This is a genomic window from Dolichospermum sp. UHCC 0259, from assembly GCF_009711935.1.
In the GTDB taxonomy this organism is placed as follows: Bacteria; Cyanobacteriota; Cyanobacteriia; order Cyanobacteriales; family Nostocaceae; genus Dolichospermum.
On record NZ_VIKX01000107.1, the window covers coordinates 1 to 20,238 of the forward strand.

Sequence of the window (20,238 nt, forward strand, 5' to 3'; positions counted from 1 at the left end):
TACTGTAGAAGGAATTAATAATAAACTCAAATTAATCAAAAGACTTGGATATGGATTTCGTAACTTTAGTAATTTTAGATTACGTAGTTTATTAAACTGGCACTTTAGTATTAATTCTCCATAAAAGGGACGCAAGAGCCAAATAACCTTGTAGAGAACCTTTTCCCAGGGCTACCGTCTACAATTTGACGTAGTAGTTACAGAGTGCAAAAAACCATGAAACAGAGATACAAAAAAGGCTGTCAATTATTCATCAGCCTTAGCTTATTTACCACATTCCTCAGCCCATATCCCTTGACCGCTACCCCTCCACGTACCCCAGATCAAACTGTTAACTGTGAGCTTCTCGTTGTGGGTGGTGGACTCTCAGGAGCAGCCACAGCTTATGAAGGTTTACTTGCAGGACGCACAGTTTGTTTAACAGAAATAACTGACTGGTTGGGGGGACAAATCTCCTCCCAAGGGACATCTGCATTAGATGAAAGGCCAACTCAACGCGCGAAACAATTCTATTCTCGCGGATATTCAGAATTAAGAAACCGTATTGAACGGAAATATGGCAAACTTAATCCTGGCGATTGTTGGGTAAGTGATTCCTGTTTTCTACCTCGTGATGCTCACAATATCATGACACAAATGCTCAAAGATGCTGAAAAAAAAGGTAGAGGAAAATTACAATGGTTTCCGAATACAGTAATTAAAGATTTAGAAATTAGCAAAGATGGCAAAACTATTAATAATGCTATAGCTATTCAACATCAACCAGCGAAAAATCAACCCCCTTTAAATACTTATACTTTATCTCAAACTATTGAAGATGCTTATAGTTATGAAAACTCATCTAGTTTGAGTAAAACTATTATTCGTTTCTTGCCTCAACAATCTCCAAATAATCTTGACAAATGGTACGTTATAGACACAAGTGAAACTGGGGAAATTATTGCTTTAGCTGATGTTCCTTATCGGCTAGGAATTGACGCTCTTTCCCATCTTGAACCTTCATCTTCTAGCACGACAAATGATCCTTATTGTCCTCAAGGTTTCACTTATACTTTTGCAATGGAGGCAACAAAAGAACACCAAAGCCAAACAATGCCACCATTTTATTTACAATATTCACCATATTTTAGTTATGAATTAAAGAGATTAGCAAACTTTGATTTAGTCTTTACCTATCGCCGAATTTGGAGTCCACAAAAAGGACAAGCAACTATATTTAATGGTGTGAAATTTACTGCGCCTACACCAGGGGATATTTCTATGCAAAACTGGACTTGGGGAAATGATTACCGTCCAGGAACGGCGGCAGATAATCTTATTTATAGCCGGCAACAATTAGAAAATTCTGGACAGTTAAAACCAGGAGGTTGGCAAGGTGGACTACGCACAGAAACTCTCCGTAAAGCTGAGGAAAAGGCATTTTCTTATTTTTATTGGTTGTATGGGGGAACTACAGATTCTCAATTAGGAGAAGGTGTGAAAAAACCGCAAACAAATATTCGTTTCTTAACAGGTTTAGATTCGCCAATGGGGACAGTTCATGGTTTATCTAAATACCCCTATATGCGGGAAGGAAGACGGATTATTGGTCGTCCAAGTTGGGGACAACCGGAAGGTTTTAGCATTTGGGAAGTTGATATTTCTCGGCGTAATTATAATGATGAATATTATCGGAAAACTTTGCCGGCAAATATGTATCGCAGTCTTAAAGCAACGGTGGCTGGTTTGGAGGCGACATCTGTAATTAGGGGGGAAATTCCTCCAGAAAAAGTTATTCGCCGAAGTCGTTCGACAATTTACCCTGATGCTGTGGGTATTGGTCATTATGCGATAGATTTTCATCCTTGCATGACCAAAAGTCCAGTGGAAGCACCTGGTAATACTGAACGTGCGGGAGAAAGGCGGGGTGCTGGACTTGCTTATCCTTTTCAAATTGCTTTGCGGGCAATGATTCCCCAAAAAATTGATAATTTATTGGTAGGGGGAAAAAGTATTGCTACTAGTCATATTGCGGCGGCTGCTTATCGGGTTCATTCTTTTGAATGGTCTTCTGGTGCGGCTGCGGGAACTGTGGCTAGTTTTGCGCTAAAAGAAGGAATTGCACCCTATCAATTGGTTGATGATTTACCTCAACAAGAACCGCAATTACAAATGTTAAGGAAGTTGTTGGAGGCGAATGGGAATCCTACGGCTTTTCCTGATACTTCTATTTTTAATGAGAGTTGGGATGATTGGCGGTAGGTACAGCGGTTGTCGGTTGTATGCTATAAAATCTAGGGCGCAGGCCCTGCGCCCCTACAAGTTTTGTTATTTATGGTGTAAACCCTGATTATAAATTAATCTGGGAGAAATTCAGGATTGAGGGTTTGTTCACAGGTGTAAGGACATATTTCGGGAAATATCTGTTGACCTAATTGAGTTTCTCGCATTGCTAATGCTAAACCTAATTCATAAGCTGTGAGAAAAACTTCTTCTAAATAAGGTTTTAAACTGGGACTATCTTGTAAAAGTAGTTTGATTTGAATCCGTTGTTCTCGAATTGTACTCAACCAACTACTACTGCGTTTTTCTGCTTGAAATTGCCACTTTAATAAATGTCCTAGCAATACGGCTAATCTATTTCTAAATTCTTGTCTTTCTTTTCTTCCCAAGGTTTCTAATTCTTCAATTAGGTTAACAGTATCTAATGTATCCCATTGTTGAGTTTTGAGTAAATTAACCTGTTCTTGAGTCCAAGCATGAAAGTCGCTTGTATAAAGGAAAAAGGTGTTCATTTTCGCACCTATTATAGGTTGATCTATTCTTAGTTAAATTGTATTCTATATCTCATATCTGAAGTTATTAAAAGGTGAAATGTCAATTACTTCATAGATATAAATTAATATTTTTACATATTATCGGCTTGTGTCTGACTACTAACTCAGCCAGCAATGGATTAAACTGGTTATTTGTAATGTTAGTTTTTACAATGTCGTTTTTGGCTCATTTTTCTATGGTGACAAGAATTGCAGATGTGTACAGTATGGCTTCAGCGCCGACTGTGACACCTGACCGGGTTAATCAGGTGACTCGGAAAACCTATCCTAATTATAAGGTGATTGTGTTGAATGATGATTTCAATACTTTTCAGCACGTGGCGGAGTGTTTGATGAAGTATATTCCGGGGATGTCGGGCGATCGCGCTTGGGATCTCACTAATCAGGTACACTATGAAGGACAAGCGATTGTCTGGACTGGTCCCCAAGAACCAGCAGAATTATATCACCAACAACTCCGTCGGGCTGGGTTGACAATGGCTCCTCTGGAAGCAGCCTAATTATTATGTCAAAACCCACTGATGGTAGACTTGTTTGGAATCACTCTACCCATATTCCTGGTCTAATTCCTATTTTAGAACGTTTGTGTCAACAGCATGGGATTGGGACTGTTACACCGGCGGTGATTGGTAGAGCTAAGGGTCATGCACCAAAAATGCAGTTGCGGGTGTCTGTACCTATTCGTGGTGGCTATAAAATTATTGCTCGTCAAGGTAAGACGGTACAGGAGGTGTTTATCCTGACAACTTTACTACAGGATGAACTCGAAGGTGCGATCGCTATTGCTATGAGAATTGCCTAAATTATGAATTTACCAATAGCAAGGTTGGATCTGAATTCAGTTCTAACCTTGACTTTTGATTATTCTTCAATTTTATGAACTGCAAACTTATGTAACGGTAAACTCAAAATACAAGAAAATGTTAAGAAATATGACAAAGCTGTAGTAATTCTCAAAGTTATCATTACAGCTTCCCCGTCAAATAAAAATACTTTTTCTATCCCAAAAGCGACGCAATAAACTAACCAGTACGCAAAGCTCATTCTTAAGAGACTTTCTTCTGTTGCTTGAAAATCATCTATGGCTTGATCCTCATCCTTTAGTAACCATAGACCGACAATACAAGCGATTGAGGAAATAGCCACCACAAATTCATGGCAACATAAATTTACCGTAGGCATTGGTCTTTGTCTCCATTTTCAATATTTTTATATTCCTATGGAAACTTAGTCTAAAGGAATATGCTGGAGAGTTGTGCAAAATAGTTACAAACTGCAATCCCTCAACAAGTTTCTTTACAAATCCTAATACCTAATCAATATAACTATCTTGCCGATGTTCTCTTTGGCGATAAAGCGAATGGCGCTAAACGTAACTAAACCTTTATAAGTTATACATTGTTATTGCGGCTTTTTCTAACAAAAATATCATCATATTGATGTTAGTCATCTAACTTAAGGTTAATTTAAAATATCTAACTTAGGATTAATTAAATTACTTTAATTAAAGCATAAGCTGTTTATAGCAGGTTAATTCCAACTATGTTATTTTGGAGATATTAAGATGATGTTGCAAGCAAATTTCACGACTTCTCAGACAGAAAAAGATGCTACTTTAATCAGTTTTGAGGAAAATTGTTTATCGGAATTAAGTTCGGAACAAGCTTCTAATATTGTTGGAGGATTTACACTTAAAAATAATACAGAAGCACCAAGGATTTTTTATAATTTTGGGGAGAATTTACCCCTAAAACAGCAAACTTTACAACCAGGAGAAAGCGGTACTTATCAGGGAGAGTTTCTTTTGTATAATTCTTCAGCATCAAAGCCCGGAATTAGTCCAGCCGTATTCAGAGCAGACCCTTCCGGTTCATTTAGTTTAAATCAATCAGGAACTAAGATAATTCCGACTGATCTTAATTCTGCTAGTGGAAGTGGAAATGGAAGTGCAGATTGCTAAAAAAGCCTGTCAATAAATTTTGAATAAACAGCCTCTAGAACTTAATCTGGAGGTTTTATTTATAAGTAGGGCTTGCTGAAAAAGTTATCTGTGAGGGCTAGGAGTCAGGAGTCAGGAGTCAGGAGTCAGGAGTCAGGAGGAAGAATTAGAAGAAGAGAAGAAGAGAAGAAGAGAAGAAGAGAAGAATAGTCTTGAATCTGGTCAAGTGATAGGTTTTTGCTAATTTCAACCCTTATTCCTTGCACCTGATTCATCTTTTTCACCTTCAAACTCTTGATATATCTAAGTTTTAGCTTTATTAAGCAAGCCCTATTTAGGGCTTGCTGATATTCTTGTCTCCTTCTTCTTCTTCTTCTTTCCTCCTGACTCCTGACTCCTGACTCCTGACTCCTGCTACACTACTTCACAAGAATGAACTAAAGGTAATAATGGGCCTATTTGTTCTTGTCCATTGATAGCTAAATCACTATGACATAAATACAATTTATCAGACACACGTGCCAGTAAATCGGCGACAATTTTTTGTAGTCTTTGTTCTTCGGCTAATTGTTCATCTGCTGCTGTCCAAGGTTGTCCTAACCTATCCCGTAAAAATAAAGGAGCGCCAAATAAAGTGGCTGCACCTCCTTTTGCCCACAAAGGTGAACCAATATCTAACCAAAAATGCCAACGGTGATGTTTACGACTTGCACGATACTGAAAGATAGTTGCTAAAGTTACGGCTTTTCTACTACTACCGATAGGACGGATAGGATAAGGATTTGCAGAAATTGTTCCCCGTCGCAGCAGTTGAATAAATTCAGTAATGGTGATAGTCAGAGTTTCTGGTGTATGCAGTGAAAGTAATAGAGCATTAGTTTGTTTTAATCGGGTATCTACTTCCCAATAATGTTGGGCGGTTTCTAGTAATTCTCTTAAGGCTGCTAATTCTTGATATGAAGGGTTTTTATCCTTACATAGAAACTCTTGAATGGCTTTGTAGAGGAGAAAAATGGGGGTGAGGAGAAGTCGCTGGTGATATTCCTCTCTTTGTTTCTCAATCCATTGTAATATGTCTTCATAAGCCTGAGTAGCAATATAGCCGATTCTATCCCAGCGTTCAAAGGTTTTAACTGGTAATAAATTGGGTGTGTCAGGGTGGGGAACGAAACAAGCATCAGCGATTAACCCAGCCCGCACTGGATCTATTTTAGAATGATGGAATCCTTTTTCCTCTCCATTTTGGGTTTGATATTGACTCAACACTACCAACATTTCCGCCACTGCATCCCTATCTACTAACCGCCCCAAACCAGGGTAAACTAGAGCCATGAGGGTAAGTAAGGCTCTGACTACGGAAGAACTGATTAAAGGGCGTTGTTCGTTGAGAGATTCTACCTCGATATTTTGTTTAGTTAATATTTCTACTAAAGTATAACGAGCGATCGCATCTAAACCCGGTGCAATAATTACTACTTCATCCGCCGCTACTTCCCCGGACTGCACCCCAGCAATAATGATCTCGGCTGTTTGGCGTAATAATTGGGCGCGGGAATTAGTTTGAATAGGTTTTACACAACTGGGTAAACTCAACATCGTCATCGGCTGTGTTACCAATTCTACCATTTGCTCAGTTAAAGAATATCCCAAACTATTTACAGGTGGTGAAGTTAAAGTTTCTACTTGACAACGCCCAGACAATTGGTATAAATACTCAGGATCTGCACCTAAACCCCAGCGAACAGCCCCATGAGGATTATAGCTAAAAGCCCCCACAGCACCAGCATCTAACAAAAATGCAAATAAGTTAGCAGCGATCGCCGGATAATCATCCACATCATCTGCTATGATCCCCTGATAACGGTGTTTTAAATGCTGTTGATAGCTACAATCAGGTAATAATTTTTGGTGGTACAATTCAGTAATTAGTGCATAAGTCAATAAACCTTTTTCTAAGCACCAATTCCGCCAATTTAGTAGTAAAAAACCCAAAAATTCCGGTTCTAAATTGATAGAACTATCTTCTAAACCACTTTGTAATATCTGGGTAATATCTTCACAGGATACACCACTATAAGCCGCTAATTGCCATAAATCTAGAATCCTTCTGACCAAACGATTCTCATTCATACCTACCCGCCGCAAAACTTCTGAATTTAACTGAGAACTCCAGAGTTTCGTCGCCAATTCTTGCTCCGTTTCAGGACGCAATCTAACTGGAAACTGGGCTTTGATTGACAATGAATCAATTAGCAAAGGCCAAAACAAAATTACCTCATCTTGGAAAAAACCCAAAGCCGTTTTGACACGAATAGGATATTTTCCCAGTGTTAAAGTAGTAACTCTATCAGCTAATTCCCGGCGATTATCATCATTAGCAGCTAACAATAAAATACCTAATTCTTTTTGGTGTAAATTTAAATTTGGATTTATAAATTGGGGTTGAGAATTGTTAATATTTTTATTATCAAATAAACCAGAAACTTGATTGTTAACTTGCAACCAAGCATCAAAATAGCTGACCAAGCGAGTAGTTTTACCACTACGACTAGTACCAAAAATCCAAAGAGAATCAGAAGTCATGGTTTTTGCGTTAACTTAAGTTTAAGAATTTAGTAGATAATGCCAAATAATCGTCTCGATGAAAAATACCGTGTTTAGCCAAAAAATATACCCCTTTTTACTGGCTGCTTACAGATGGTATCTACTGACACCAGAACGTTCTTTAGATACAGCTTATCAAGCGGCGATAAAAATTAAGGAAATTGAAGATCAACACTTTAATGGTAACAAAATAGACTCTGAATTTACCATACACAGCGCCAGTGTCATGGATTATTTTCAAGGAGATTTGCAAAAGTTATTAAAAATTGTGCAAATGCGGCTGACAGAATTTAAAGCCAGTCGGTGGTTTGCGAATGAATCTAAACAAAAAGCTGCCCTAAAATTCGGTATAGAATATTCTAGTCCCGCATTAATTTTAGAGAAATTAGAATTCATTGATCAAGTTACCTCCAAATATACTAATAATGATATAGATCCGAATTATAACAACTCCAATTCTTCACCTGTTGCACCATCCACAGATTTAGTTAATTCCCAACAATTCATCCCTAAAACATCAAATCAAGCCAACAAAAACCCATCAAAAGGAAAAATTAATACAACAGGTATCCTACCACGTTCAATTTTAAGCACCATTACCCGCCTACAGGTAGAATTAGATCCAGAATCTGAACAAAATGTAGTTCAAAATTTTCGGAAAGCCCAACAAAGAAGTATTATCTCAATTCGGTTTATACTTTTACTGATTATCGTTCCTCTTCTAAGTCATCAATTATCCAAGACTTTAATTGTTGGTCCATTGGTAGAACATTTCCGCCATGATAAAACAGTAGCAGTTTTCTTAAATGCAGAAATGGAAGAAGAAGGATTATTAGCATTACAAAGATTTGAAGAAAGAATTAAATTTGAAGCCTTGATTAGTAATGCACCTCCCCTTCCTGCCCAAGAATTAGAATTCAAAATTAAGAAGAAAGCAGAGGAAGTTAAGGAGAAATTTCGCAAAGAAAGTGATAATGCCATTAAAAATGTCTTTGCTGATATTTTCGCAGTAATTACCTTTACCATTTTATTACTTGTTAGTAAGCGTTCTATCGCCGTCCTCAAAGAATTTTTTGATAATGTAGTTTATGGTTTAAGTGATAGTGCTAAAGCATTTATTATTATTTTATTTACCGATGTTTTTGTCGGTTTCCATTCTCCTCACGGTTGGGAAGTTCTCTTGGAAGGAATATCACGACACTGGGGATTACCAGCCAATCGGGATTTTATTTTCTTATTTATTGCCACATTTCCCGTGATTTTAGATACGATATTTAAATATTGGATTTTCCGTTACTTAAATCGGATTTCACCTTCTGCCGTTGCTACCTACCATAACATGAATGAATAGCCAGCATTTTGCTAACATTACGATTAGCTTACCCATATTTATGACTAGTTTGATTGTGGGCATACAACCACTCCCCAATCAAGAACTTGCTTCCCCAGAATGTCGGTTAGGAAAATGGAATTTACCAGCTTTAGTAAATTCAACTAAAAAGAAGTTACCTGTACTTGTTCCTCGAATTCCAGTTAGTTGTTGTCAAGAAGATATTTCTTGTGTAGATCAGGCAATTGATCATGATAAAAAATCCCTGTTAAAATCTATAGATTACAGTCTCAAATATTTACAAACAGAAAGAGCAATTAGAGCTTATCAAAAATCAGCAATTACCAGAGAAAGAGTTTACAATAGTTTGCAAAGATTTCGCCAACTATTGATTTCCACAAAATCACCTCAGCAACTACAAACAGCTATAGAAAAAGAATTTGTTTTTTATCAATCTATAGGCAGAGATAGCAAAGGAACAGTTTTATTTACCGCTTATTATGAACCTTTATATTTAGCCAGTCGTCAACCAACAAAAGAGTTTCGCTATCCGGCTTATCGCTATCCTGCTGATTTAGCATCTTGGACTAAACCTCATCCTACCAGATCAGAATTAGAAGGTGCAGATGGGTTACAAGGTAGTAAAGGAAAATTAAAAGGATTGGAGTTATTTTGGTTTAGAGATCGTCTTGAACCTTATATAATTCAAATTCAAGGTTCAGCAAAACTCAAATTAACAGATGGAACTCAAACAACTATCGGTTATGCAGGTAACACAGCTTATAATTATCGAAGTTTAGGTAGGTCATTAGTTGATGATGGTAAATTTCCCTTAGAAGGGTTAAATATGCCAATTATCCTCGATTATTTCCGCAAATATCCCCAGGATTTAAATATTTATATTCCGCGCGATAAGAGTTTTGTATTTTTTCAAGAAACCTACGGAAAACCAGCCCAAGGTTCTATTGGTGTACCAGTCACTCCAGAACGTTCTATTGCTACGGATAAATCCCTCATGCCTCCGGGGGCTTTAGCCTTAATTCGCGCTCCTTTTCCCTATATTAATCAGAGTAATAAAATCGAACATCGGCTAGTGAGTCGTTACGTTTTAGATCAAGATACAGGTGGCGCAATTAAAGGTGCAGGTAGGGTAGATTACTTTTTAGGAACAGGTGAATCAGCCGGAGAAAGGGCTGGATTAACAGTCAGTAATGGACAATTATTTTATCTGTTACTAAAACCGTAATCTTCAGGGCAATTTTTTGACCGTTAGCGTCAAAAAAACCATGTTCTAAGAGGTTGTTTGAAAAGTTTTAGGTTGTGATTTTAGGCACTGGCACATTGGTAGGGTGCGCCAAATATCAATAATCTGTTTATTTGCAGGATTTATGCAGTCTGACACACCCTACAACAGATTTTTAGTGTGACACTTGCGTAAGTCCTAACTTATCATAAGATAAATAAATTTTTTAATACACAAATACATAATTCTTTGTAAAAAGCATCTTGTTTATACCATACTGTTCAGGGTATATTCCAATAGAGCCGTTGCGGTTTAGTAGCAGATTTACACACTCAGGGCAAATATACAATCAAAAGTTGAGCATCTATGAATATATTGAATGTTCCTAATGAGTCTGATTCACCACTTGTCACTTCTGGCATATTTGGTAATGACCCCTTACTGGCAGATTCATTAAAAAAACTAGATAATAATAATACTCTCCATACTGACCAAATTCCTGATTTATCTCCCAACATTACACCAACGCAATATCTCAATCAGGAAATTCTTCCAATCACACAAACAGAACTCCAAAAATTTTCAACTTCTTCTGATTTCTCAAATAATATAGAATTAGCTTTTGGCTATGGTTGCAATGTTGAACTGGCACATACAATAGTTGACAATTTAGCCAATGGTCAAGGAATTCCCAATATTCAAATTATCCCCCAATCTCAGTTAAAAGCTGATGGAGCTTTTGGCAATAATACAATTTATATTTCTCAAGACTTATTTAATCCACAACAAACTAATTCTACTCAAGCAGTCAACGTTTTATTAGAAGAAATAGGACATTATATAGATTCGCAAATAAATATTCAAGATGCTCCCGGAGATGAAGGCGCAATTTTTGCCAAAATAGTCCAAAATCAACCTTTAGCACCAGGAGAACTAATAGCATTAAAGGCAGAAAATGATCATGGTATTTTAAACATTAACGGGCAAAATATCGCTGTAGAACACGCGGATACTCCAGGAGTATTTTTAGTTGATAATACAGGAAAAATCTCTATTGACTTTTTAGCTGACTCCGGTAGTTACCATAACGAAATGGCTATTTTTAGCCTGCAAAATATGGATAATTTAACACCTGGTTCAGCGGATTATATCAAAGAAGCTGCTCGTCGGGCTTTAAGTAATTCTGCTTTAGGATATACAGTAATTATTGATATTAATGAAGGCGCAAAATTTGTTGGAGAACTAGGAGAAAGTAATAGAAATGATGGAAATTATTCTGGTTTAAAAGCCTTCAGTTTTACCCCTGGAGATAAAATTGCATTTATGTTAGTTCCTGAAGGAACTGTCCAAAAAGTATTTGATAATCCCAATGCAGGTAGTAGTCAACGTCCCCTATTTTCTATCGCGGCTGCTAATCCTAATAGTGCAACACAAATAGGACAGTTACTACCAGGAACTTATGGTTGGGAAGATATTAGAAATGACCAAAATACAGATGCAGATTACAATGATATTATCTTTCAAGTTAAAGGTGCGACGGTCACATTAACAGATATAGGAGGATTATTTGCTAGTGGTAAAGATTGGCGGAATCTTCCCTTAGCTCAAGAAATTATTGCTTTTGCGTCCCAACAAAATAATACAACTTTAACAGCTAAGTTATCTCAAGATACAGGAATTATTAATTTAGATGGAATTACCAATAATCCAGAAATTGCTGGTTCTATCAATAATGCTGATAATCTGAGTAAATTACAGGCTAAATTCAGTGATGGTAGTAATTTTGTTGATATTTTATCAGAACTAAAAGCCAACGGAAACTTTATCTTAAATAAAGATAAATTAGCAGCAATTAAAGGTAATCAATTAGCAGATGGAGAATATCAATTAACCTTACGCAGTGAAGATAAATCTGGTAATATTTCCGAATCTTTAGTTAAATTTACCTTAGATACCACCCAACCAGGAATACCCACAGAAATAGGGTTAAAAAATGATGGTGATACAGTCACTAATCAAACTACACCAACTATTACAGGTAAAGGTGAAAATGGTGCATTAATCGAAATATTTGATGGACAAAATAAATTAGGACAAACAACAGTTGTTAATGGTTTTTGGGAAATTACCACATCTCAAATTACCGATGGATTGAAAAATTTAACTATCACAGCCACCGATATTAGTGGTAATAAGAGTGATGCTAGTAATACAGAATTTACCATTGATTCAGCTTTACCACAAATCAATATTACCAATCCTCCAGCTAATGCAATATTGAATCCAGGTGCAAGATTACAAGGGACTGTAAATGGTACAGGTTCAACAATAGATAAATTAAGTTATCGTTTCGATAATGCTAGTGAAATAAATGTTCCTGTAAATAATCAAGGTGCATTTGATATTGAATTGAATTTAACAGGTGTATCTGGACAACAAAACCTGATTATTAAAGCCATAGATTTAGCCGGAAATAGCACAGAAACAACTCAATCTGTGGTTGTAGGTCAAGCAGTAGGTGTAGGATTCATGCTTGATACCCTGTTTGATTCTGCTCCTATTGGTGATTCTCGAACAACTTATGATACCGTCAATCTGTTGGGACAAACGGATGCAAATGCTACTGTCACATTACAACAAACAGGAGCATCAACGACTGCTGACACTGCGGGTAAATTTAAGTTTACTGGTGTATCACTGACATTAGGTGATAATTCCTTTACTGTCAATTCTACAAACACAGCCGGAAACAAAGGCCAATTTACTACTATTATCAAACGAGTTGATCAAGATAATAGCGATGTAGTTTTAGATTGGAACGCTACCCTGTTAAATGCTATTTATGAAGACAAGACAGCGCCACCGATTGCTTCTCGGAATATGGCCATAACCCAAACTGCCGTGTTTGATGCTATAAATAGTATTACTGGGACTTACGAAAATTATCACTTCACAGGTACAGCCCCCACCGGTGCATCTCCAGAAGCCGCAGCAGCATCAGCAGCCCATCAAGTTTTAGTTAATCTTTATCCCCAACAAAAAGATTATTTTGATAATGCTTTAACAGCGTCTTTGGCAGAAATTACCGACGGTACAGCAGAAGATAATGGAGTAACATTTGGACGCACCGTAGCCGATAATATTTTATCTTTAAGAAGTGCAGATGGGGCAACTAATACTGTTACCTATACACCAGGAACACATCCCGGACAATGGCAACCAACCGCCCCAGAATTTGCCCCTGGTTTATTACCTCAATGGGGACAAGTTACACCCTTTGGATTAACAAGTGGTAATCAATTCCGTCCTGATGGTGTACCAGCTTTAAACAGTGCTGATTACACAATAGAATTTAATCAAGTCAAAGATTTAGGAAGTATTAATAGTACAACTCGTACCACTGAACAAACGGAAATTGCCCAATTCTGGGCTGATGGATCAGGTACATTTACACCTCCTGGACATTGGAATCAAATCGCCCAAAATGTCGCCGCAGAAAAGAGTAATTCTTTAGTAGATAATGCTCGTTTATTTGCCTTGTTAGATATTTCTTTAGCTGATGCGGGTATTGCGGCTTGGGATGCCAAATACCATTATGATTTCTGGCGACCAATTACGGCGATTCAAAATGCAGATAGTGATGGAAATCCTAATACTATTGCTGATGCAAATTGGACACCTTTATTAACAACTCCACCATTCCCAGAGTATGTTTCTGGACATAGTACCTTTAGCGGTGCAGCGGAAACTATCTTAACAGGATTGTTGGGTAATAATGTCAGTTTTACTACTAATTCTTTAGGTATTCCTGGAGTTGATCGCCAATTCGATAACTTTACAGATGCAGCAAATGAGGCGGGAATTAGTCGCATTTATGGAGGTATTCATTTTAATTCTGCTAATGTGGAAGGGTTAGCAACTGGTAGAAGTGTGGGTAATTATGTTCTGCAAAACTTGTTAGCACCAATTACCGAAACAGTACAACAATTAACTGTAATGCCGGGAGAACAGTTAAAACTGGAATCTCAGGAAATATTTGGTAAAAATGCCAGTTTTGCCCTTGAAAGTGAAGAAACCCTACCTATAGGCAGTTTAGACAGCGATGGAACATTAATTTTTGAACCATCCCCCTCACAAATAGGCAATTATGATTTTAATTTGGTTGCTAGAGATGGAGAGGAAATTACAACCAAGAAGTTTAATTTAGCTGTCGTTGCTGATAGTGAAACAACAACTAGAATTAGCGGTGTAATTCAAAATACTGACCAACAACCTTTGGCTGGGGTGAAAGTTAAAATCGGTGATATATCTACTACCACAGCAGCAGATGGTTCATTTACCTTGACTTTAACTGAACCATCATCGAACCCATTAATGATTGAGCCAGGTCAACAAGTTGATAATCTTGTTTATCCATCTATTGCAGAACCATTGCATTTATTGTTAGGACATGATGTTTATGCAAATGTGAAAAATGTTATTGACCGTCCCATTTATTTACCACCAATTGATATTAGTAATGCCCAAACAATTGATCCTAATATTGACCAAGTTGTTACCAGTGCAGCTATACCAGGTTCTGCTGTAACTGTTTTTGCTAATAGTTTATTTAATCAAGAAAACCAACCTTATACAGGGCAATTAAGCATTACCACAGTTCCCACAGAACTTACTCCGGCCGCATTACCAGAAAATCTGCGTCCTGATTTGGTGGTGACAATTCAACCAGGGGAAATGGTATTTACAAATCCTGCGCCTTTGAGTTTACCAAATCTCGCTGGATATGCCCCTGGTACAGAAATGGATTTATGGTCTATTAATCCTCTAACGGGAGATTTTGATGATGTGGGTACAGGTCGAGTTAATGCTGATGGAACTGTAATTGAAACTATAGATGGTGGTATTCGTAATAGTAGTTGGCACTTCTTCGCACCACCAACACCAACTCCAAATAATCCTGATGATGATGACCGCAACCCTGATGATGGCTGTGATGAATGTAAGGCTACAGCACCAGGAACTTCTGAAGTAGAATTACACTCAGGGGCGGTGATAGAAACCCATGATTTAGTACCTTATCAATCTTTAGGAATTAGTCGTGGTATCAGTTTACGTTACGATTCAGAACGGGCAGATGCTAGACCGATTTTGCATTTTGGTTATAACGATGTACCGAATGATTCTGCCCTTAGATTGATGGCTGAGTTGACGATTAAGCGTGGTAATTTTGAGTTAGAAGTACCGGGTTTTGCGGGTGGTGAATTTGGATTAGATGGTGGTGAACATTTCTGGTCAATTCCTAATGGTGGTGGCAAGATTGATGCAACACTGCAAGCGGATTTACGGACTTTAGATTCTGGTCGTTATGATTATGATTTGACCACTGGTTTGTTGCGTTTAAATAATAATCAGTTAAATGGTTCAACTTCTACGACTGAGGGTCAATTCCTGCATATTAATACTGCCAATAGTGCCTTTGGTAGTGGTTGGGGATTAGCTGGTTTACAGGAAATTGTTGTTAATCCTGATGAGTCGGTAATTATTATTGATGGTAATGGTAGCGAGTTATTGTTTGAAAAGAATGATGATAATAGCTATGATTCACCAGTTGGCGATTTTTCAACCTTAGAACGTTTAGATGATGGTACTTTCCGCCGCAGGATGACAGATCAAACCGTCTATACCTTCAATGGGGAAAATCTGTTAACAAAAATGCGCGATCGCATTGGTAATGAAACCGAATATATCTATGAAAATCGTCGCTTAACAAAGATGGTTGATCCGGTAGGTTTAGAAACTAGCTTTACCTACACAAATAATAGAATTACTGCAATAACAGATCCATCTGGTCGTAGCACTCAATTAACCTATGATGCTAATGGGAATTTAACCAAAATCACTGACCCTGATGGTACAAGTCGCACTTGGGAATATGACGCTGACCATCGGATGATTGCTGAAGTTGATAAACGAGGAAATCGAGAACAGACTTTCTATGATTTTGCTGGAAGAGCAGATCGAGCAATTCGTAAAGATGGCTCTGAATTAGATTTTGATCCTGTACAAGTCCAAGGTTTATATTTACCAAATCAAACTATTGATCCTGTAAATGCGCCTGTTGCTTTCCAATTAGGGGAAGTTACATCTACCTATACAGATGCTAATGGTAAGCAGATTGTTAATATTCTTGATCAAGCTGGACAGATAGTTTCTTCTTCTGATGAGGTTGGTTTATTACCATCTGTGGAACGGAATGAGGATAATCTGGTTACTCAACAAACAGATGCGAGAGGGAATATTACTTCGTTTACCTATGATGATAATGGCAATGTCTTGAGTATTCAGAATTCTCTCTCATTTATTTCTCCTAGAGGAAGTGCCTTAATTATCAGTGAAGGTAATAATATAAATGCTCAATCCACAGCTTTTATTGATGGATTAGTTCAAAATGCCGGCATTGCAACCACGATTGTTAATACAGTACCAAATACCTTAACTGGATTCACTCAAGTTATAGATATCCGGGTTGAAAACGCATTTGCACTGACAGACTTAGATAAAACACTCTATCTGGAGTTTTTACAGTCGGGTGGTAATTTATTGTTAGTAGGTGAAAATAACAACTTTGCTACTCGTAATAATTCAATTTTAGACTTGATCGCAGCAGCAGGTGGTGGTTCACTGGATTTTGTTGAACCTGCTTTTGTTCAAGAAGTCTTAGCACCATTTAACAGCCCTAATCCTATTTCTGATGGAAATGTAACCTATGGTGGGGTAGCAACTGGGGGTGTAACAAGTCCAGGAACAGGGCAATTTGTCACAGTAGATAATGCAAATCGGGGTAGTACCATCTACTTTGATGAAAATGATCTTCCGAATGCCCTTGGTGGAAAATTAACTGTCATGTTTGACACTAACTTTTTCCTAACTACAAATGATATTATAGACAACCAAAACTTAATTAACAACATAATTGGTTTTGAACGAGTAGATACTCGTTTCACCTATGATCCAACTTTTAACCAACTCACCAGCATGACTGATGAACTTGGTCATCAAACCCTTTATCAAATTGACCCCAATAATGGCAATCTTTTATCTATCAATCAAGTAGTTGGTGAAGTTGGTGGCAATGATGATATTATTACCCAATTTACCTACACAAATAATGGATTAGTTGACCTCATTACTGACCCTCTAGGACGGATTACAGATAGTGATTATGATGCCAATGGTCGTTTAATTTCCATCATCTACGCGAAGGGAACAACAGATGAAGCAAAACGCCAATTTGAATATGATTTAGCAGGAAATCAAACCGCAGTTATTGATGAAAATGGTAATCTTACCCAATTTGAATATGATGCTCTGAATCGGTTAGTTAAAATAATTGAAGCTGACCCCGATGGTGCTGGTCTTTTAACTTCTCCCATTACTACCTATGACTATGATGCTGATGGTAATTTAATCTCAATTACTGATGCTGTAGGTAATGTGAATCAGAATACCTACGATAAGTTAAATCGGTTAGTTGAAAATATTGACGAACTGAATCAGGAGAGTAGCTATAGTTATGATTCTTTGGGTAATTTACTTTCAGTGGTTGATCCTTTAGGGAACAAAACAGAAAATTTATATGATGAACGCAACCGCTTAATTTCAACAATTGATCCAAAAGGAGTAGTCACAGGGTTTAACTATGACCTGAATAATAATCTGATTTCTGTCACCGAAAATGATAAGAATGGTTTAGTTCTGTTCCAAGATAATTTCGACTCAGAAAATAATGGTCGGGGTCAACTTAACTATTCCAATTTGATAAATTGGAATATAGCAGATGGAACTATTGACTTGATTGGCAACGGTTCTAATGATTTATTACCAGGAAATGGACTTTATCTTGACTTGGATGGAACTAATAGAAATGCAGGGAACTTAGTATCTCAAAAGACTTTCACATTAAACCCAGGTATTTATACACTGCAATTTAGTTTAGCTGGTTCTCAACGAGGTGATCGCAATTCAGTTACAGTTTCCTTCGCAGACATCTTCAGCGAAACATTCACCTTAGACAGTAATGCTCCATTTACAACCTACACACGCACTATTTCGGTAGCTAATTCTACGACTGGTAATTTGATTCTCGACCACGCTGGTGGTGATAATCGGGGACTTCTACTAGATAATGTCAAATTGAGCCAGACTTTAAGTAGTTCTACGTCTGGTCTGACTAACATCACAACCTTCGCCTATGATGCCCGAAATCGCTTAATTAGTGAAACCGACCCATTAGGAAAAAATACTCAATACCAGTATGATACGGTTAATAATTTGATTGCGAAAACAGACCGCAATAATCGCCGGACTGAGTTTAATTATGATGACATTGATCGTCTAACTCAGGAAATATGGGTAGGAACTGATCAGGTAATTAATTACAGCTACGACAAAGCTAGTAACCAAACTGCGGTTAATGACAAGTTTAGTTCTCTGGCGTTTAGTTATGATAATAGAGATAGTTTATTGTCTGTAAATAATGCTGGTACTCCTGGTTTCTCGAATGTTGTCCTTAACTACACCTACGATAAAGTAGGAAATTTTCTCTCAGTTGTGGACACAATTAACGGTGTAGCAGGTGGCAATAATTCCTACAGTTATGATGCTTTAAATCGCCTGACTAAATTAACTCAATCGGGTAATAATGTCAGTGATAAGAGAGTTGATTTTGCTTACAATTCCCTGGGACAATATACCTCAATTAATCGCTATGCCAATCTCACGGGAACTCAGTTAGTAAATGGCACAACCTACACCTATGATTCTCTCAACCGTCTCACCAATTTAAACCACAGTAACGGTACAAATAATGTCGCTTTTTACAACTATGCTTATGATGCAGCGAGTCGCATTACTCAGATTAGCGATATTGATGGAACAACAGATTATACCTACGATAACCGCGCTCAGTTAACGGGTGCTAACCACAGCAATGTTAACAATCCTGATGAATCTTACACCTACGATGCAAATGGCAACCGTATCACTTCCAGTATTCACGGTAATGGCTATGTAACAGGTGGAGGCAACCGCTTACTGTCTGATGGTAAATATAATTATGAGTACGACAATGGAGGGAATTTAACCCAGCAAACGGAAATTGCTACTGGTAAGGTGCAAGAGTTGACTTGGGATTATCGTAACCGCTTGGTGGCTTTTGTTGATAAGGATGCTGCTGGTAACGAGACACAACGGGTTGAGTTCACCTATGATGCTTTCAATCGCCGCATTGCTAAAGCTGTAGATACCAACCCTCAAGATACGACTCCCGCAGTGGTGACACAGTTTATTTATGATGGACAGAATGTACTGTTAGAGTTTGTAGATAGTGATGGTGCGGGTGCAAATCAGCCTGTTTTAGATATACGCTATCTGCATGGTGCTGGTGTTGATCAGGTTTTGGCACAGGAAAGTGCTGGTAATGTTGTCTGGCATTTAACAGATCATTTGGGAACAGTTCGAGATTTGGTGAATAATAGCGGTGCGGTGGTGAATCATTTTGTTTATGATTCCTTTGGTCAGGTGATTTCTGAAAGTAATCCTGCTGTTGATACTCGTTATCTGTTTACGGGAAGAGAATTTGATAGTGAGACTGGATTGTATTATTACAGAGCAAGGTATTATGACCAAACTACGGGAAGATTTTTGAGCGAAGATCCACTTGGTTCAAGAAGCGGAGATACAAATATCTACGCTGCGTTAAGTAATGCTCCTACTATCTTTGTTGATCCTAGCGGTTTAAAAGTAGAAGGTACTTGGATAAAATTTCCTACCCCCAGCAATATTAAAGTTAATTTTCAGGAACTTTCGTTTAGTAGAACAGGAGAGGCGAAAGCTTGGCCTCCTAAAGTTATAGCTTTTGATGCCAAATACACAGTAAGTGGAACAATTGACTTTATTATTCAATGTACCGAAACAAGGGATTCTGAATGTGGGACTGAAACAGAAACTTGGACTTTGAGTCCTTCCATTACAACCCCTCCTATTCCTGTTACAATACCTATACAATTTGATCCTGTTTCAGCAGGACTTGCTGCAATTCCAGTTGCGGGTCCATTTTTAGCTTCGATTTATTTTTGGGCAAAGGCTGGATATTATGCTAAACAAGCTTATGATTTGGCCAATAATCAATTACTACAAATAGCGGCAAAATATGGCACTGATGCTACTGCGTATTGCATTGCAAGTTTAGCCAGCCGAAAATAGTAATCGCTTTTGGGATGTGGGGGGCGATCGCTGTTGTGTGGGA

11 protein-coding genes are annotated in these 20,238 nt (G+C 37.7%); 8 read left to right on the plus strand and 3 right to left on the minus strand.

The features are described 5' to 3' along the window. Together FJR05_RS08235 and FJR05_RS08240 are read left to right on the plus strand one after the other, a co-directional pair. On the plus strand, nucleotides 1–124 hold a 124-nt coding region (locus FJR05_RS08235; protein ID WP_168642427.1), incomplete at its 5' end, for a transposase. A 92-nt stretch (nucleotides 125–216) separates the two neighbouring features. Continuing rightward, complete coding sequence (locus FJR05_RS08240; protein WP_168643661.1) at nucleotides 217–2,241, plus strand: FAD-dependent oxidoreductase; 2,025 nt, start codon at nucleotides 217–219, stop codon at nucleotides 2,239–2,241. Between the two features lie 95 nt (nucleotides 2,242–2,336). On the opposite strand, the gene FJR05_RS08245 is transcribed toward FJR05_RS08240, so the two are convergent. Then, nucleotides 2,337–2,774, minus strand: coding sequence for a DUF29 domain-containing protein (locus FJR05_RS08245; RefSeq protein WP_168643662.1), 438 nt, complete (start codon nucleotides 2,772–2,774; stop codon nucleotides 2,337–2,339). Nucleotides 2,775–2,992: 218 nt separating this feature from the next. Here FJR05_RS08245 and clpS point away from each other — a divergent pair, with 218 nt between their 5' ends. Both clpS and FJR05_RS08255 read left to right on the plus strand, forming a co-directional pair. Further along, on the plus strand, nucleotides 2,993–3,316 hold the full coding sequence (clpS, locus tag FJR05_RS08250) for an ATP-dependent Clp protease adapter ClpS (RefSeq protein WP_027401013.1): 324 nt from the start codon (nucleotides 2,993–2,995) through the stop codon (nucleotides 3,314–3,316). Nucleotides 3,317–3,321: 5 nt separating this feature from the next. Next, the gene (locus FJR05_RS08255) at nucleotides 3,322–3,618 is read left to right on the plus strand and encodes a DUF2103 domain-containing protein (RefSeq protein ID WP_027401012.1); all 297 of its coding nucleotides are present in this window, start codon (nucleotides 3,322–3,324) and stop codon (nucleotides 3,616–3,618) included. Nucleotides 3,619–3,677: 59 nt separating this feature from the next. Here FJR05_RS08255 and FJR05_RS08260 read toward each other — a convergent pair whose 3' ends face one another. Then, on the minus strand, nucleotides 3,678–3,998 hold the full coding sequence (locus FJR05_RS08260; protein WP_168643663.1) for a hypothetical protein: 321 nt from the start codon (nucleotides 3,996–3,998) through the stop codon (nucleotides 3,678–3,680). A 382-nt stretch (nucleotides 3,999–4,380) separates the two neighbouring features. Here FJR05_RS08260 and FJR05_RS08265 point away from each other — a divergent pair, with 382 nt between their 5' ends. Beyond that, the gene (locus tag FJR05_RS08265) at nucleotides 4,381–4,776 is read left to right on the plus strand and encodes a hypothetical protein (protein ID WP_168643664.1); all 396 of its coding nucleotides are present in this window, start codon (nucleotides 4,381–4,383) and stop codon (nucleotides 4,774–4,776) included. Nucleotides 4,777–5,169: 393 nt separating this feature from the next. On the opposite strand, the gene FJR05_RS08270 is transcribed toward FJR05_RS08265, so the two are convergent. Beyond that, nucleotides 5,170–7,338 (minus strand): recombinase family protein, encoded by a 2,169-nt coding sequence (locus FJR05_RS08270; protein WP_168643665.1) that lies wholly within the window; start codon nucleotides 7,336–7,338, stop codon nucleotides 5,170–5,172. Nucleotides 7,339–7,396: 58 nt separating this feature from the next. Here FJR05_RS08270 and FJR05_RS08275 point away from each other — a divergent pair, with 58 nt between their 5' ends. From FJR05_RS08275 to FJR05_RS26880, 3 genes are all read left to right on the plus strand, one after another. After that, nucleotides 7,397–8,710 (plus strand): proton extrusion protein PcxA, encoded by a 1,314-nt coding sequence (locus tag FJR05_RS08275; RefSeq protein WP_168643666.1) that lies wholly within the window; start codon nucleotides 7,397–7,399, stop codon nucleotides 8,708–8,710. Between the two features lie 40 nt (nucleotides 8,711–8,750). Next, a complete protein-coding gene (locus FJR05_RS08280) occupies nucleotides 8,751–9,935 on the plus strand; it encodes a murein transglycosylase A (protein ID WP_254446833.1) in 1,185 nt (394 codons plus the stop codon). Between the two features lie 363 nt (nucleotides 9,936–10,298). Continuing rightward, nucleotides 10,299–20,195: an Ig-like domain-containing protein gene (locus FJR05_RS26880; RefSeq protein ID WP_217385551.1), complete on the plus strand. Its 9,897-nt coding sequence runs from the start codon at nucleotides 10,299–10,301 to the stop codon at nucleotides 20,193–20,195. The last annotated feature ends 43 nt before the right edge of the window (nucleotides 20,196–20,238 follow it).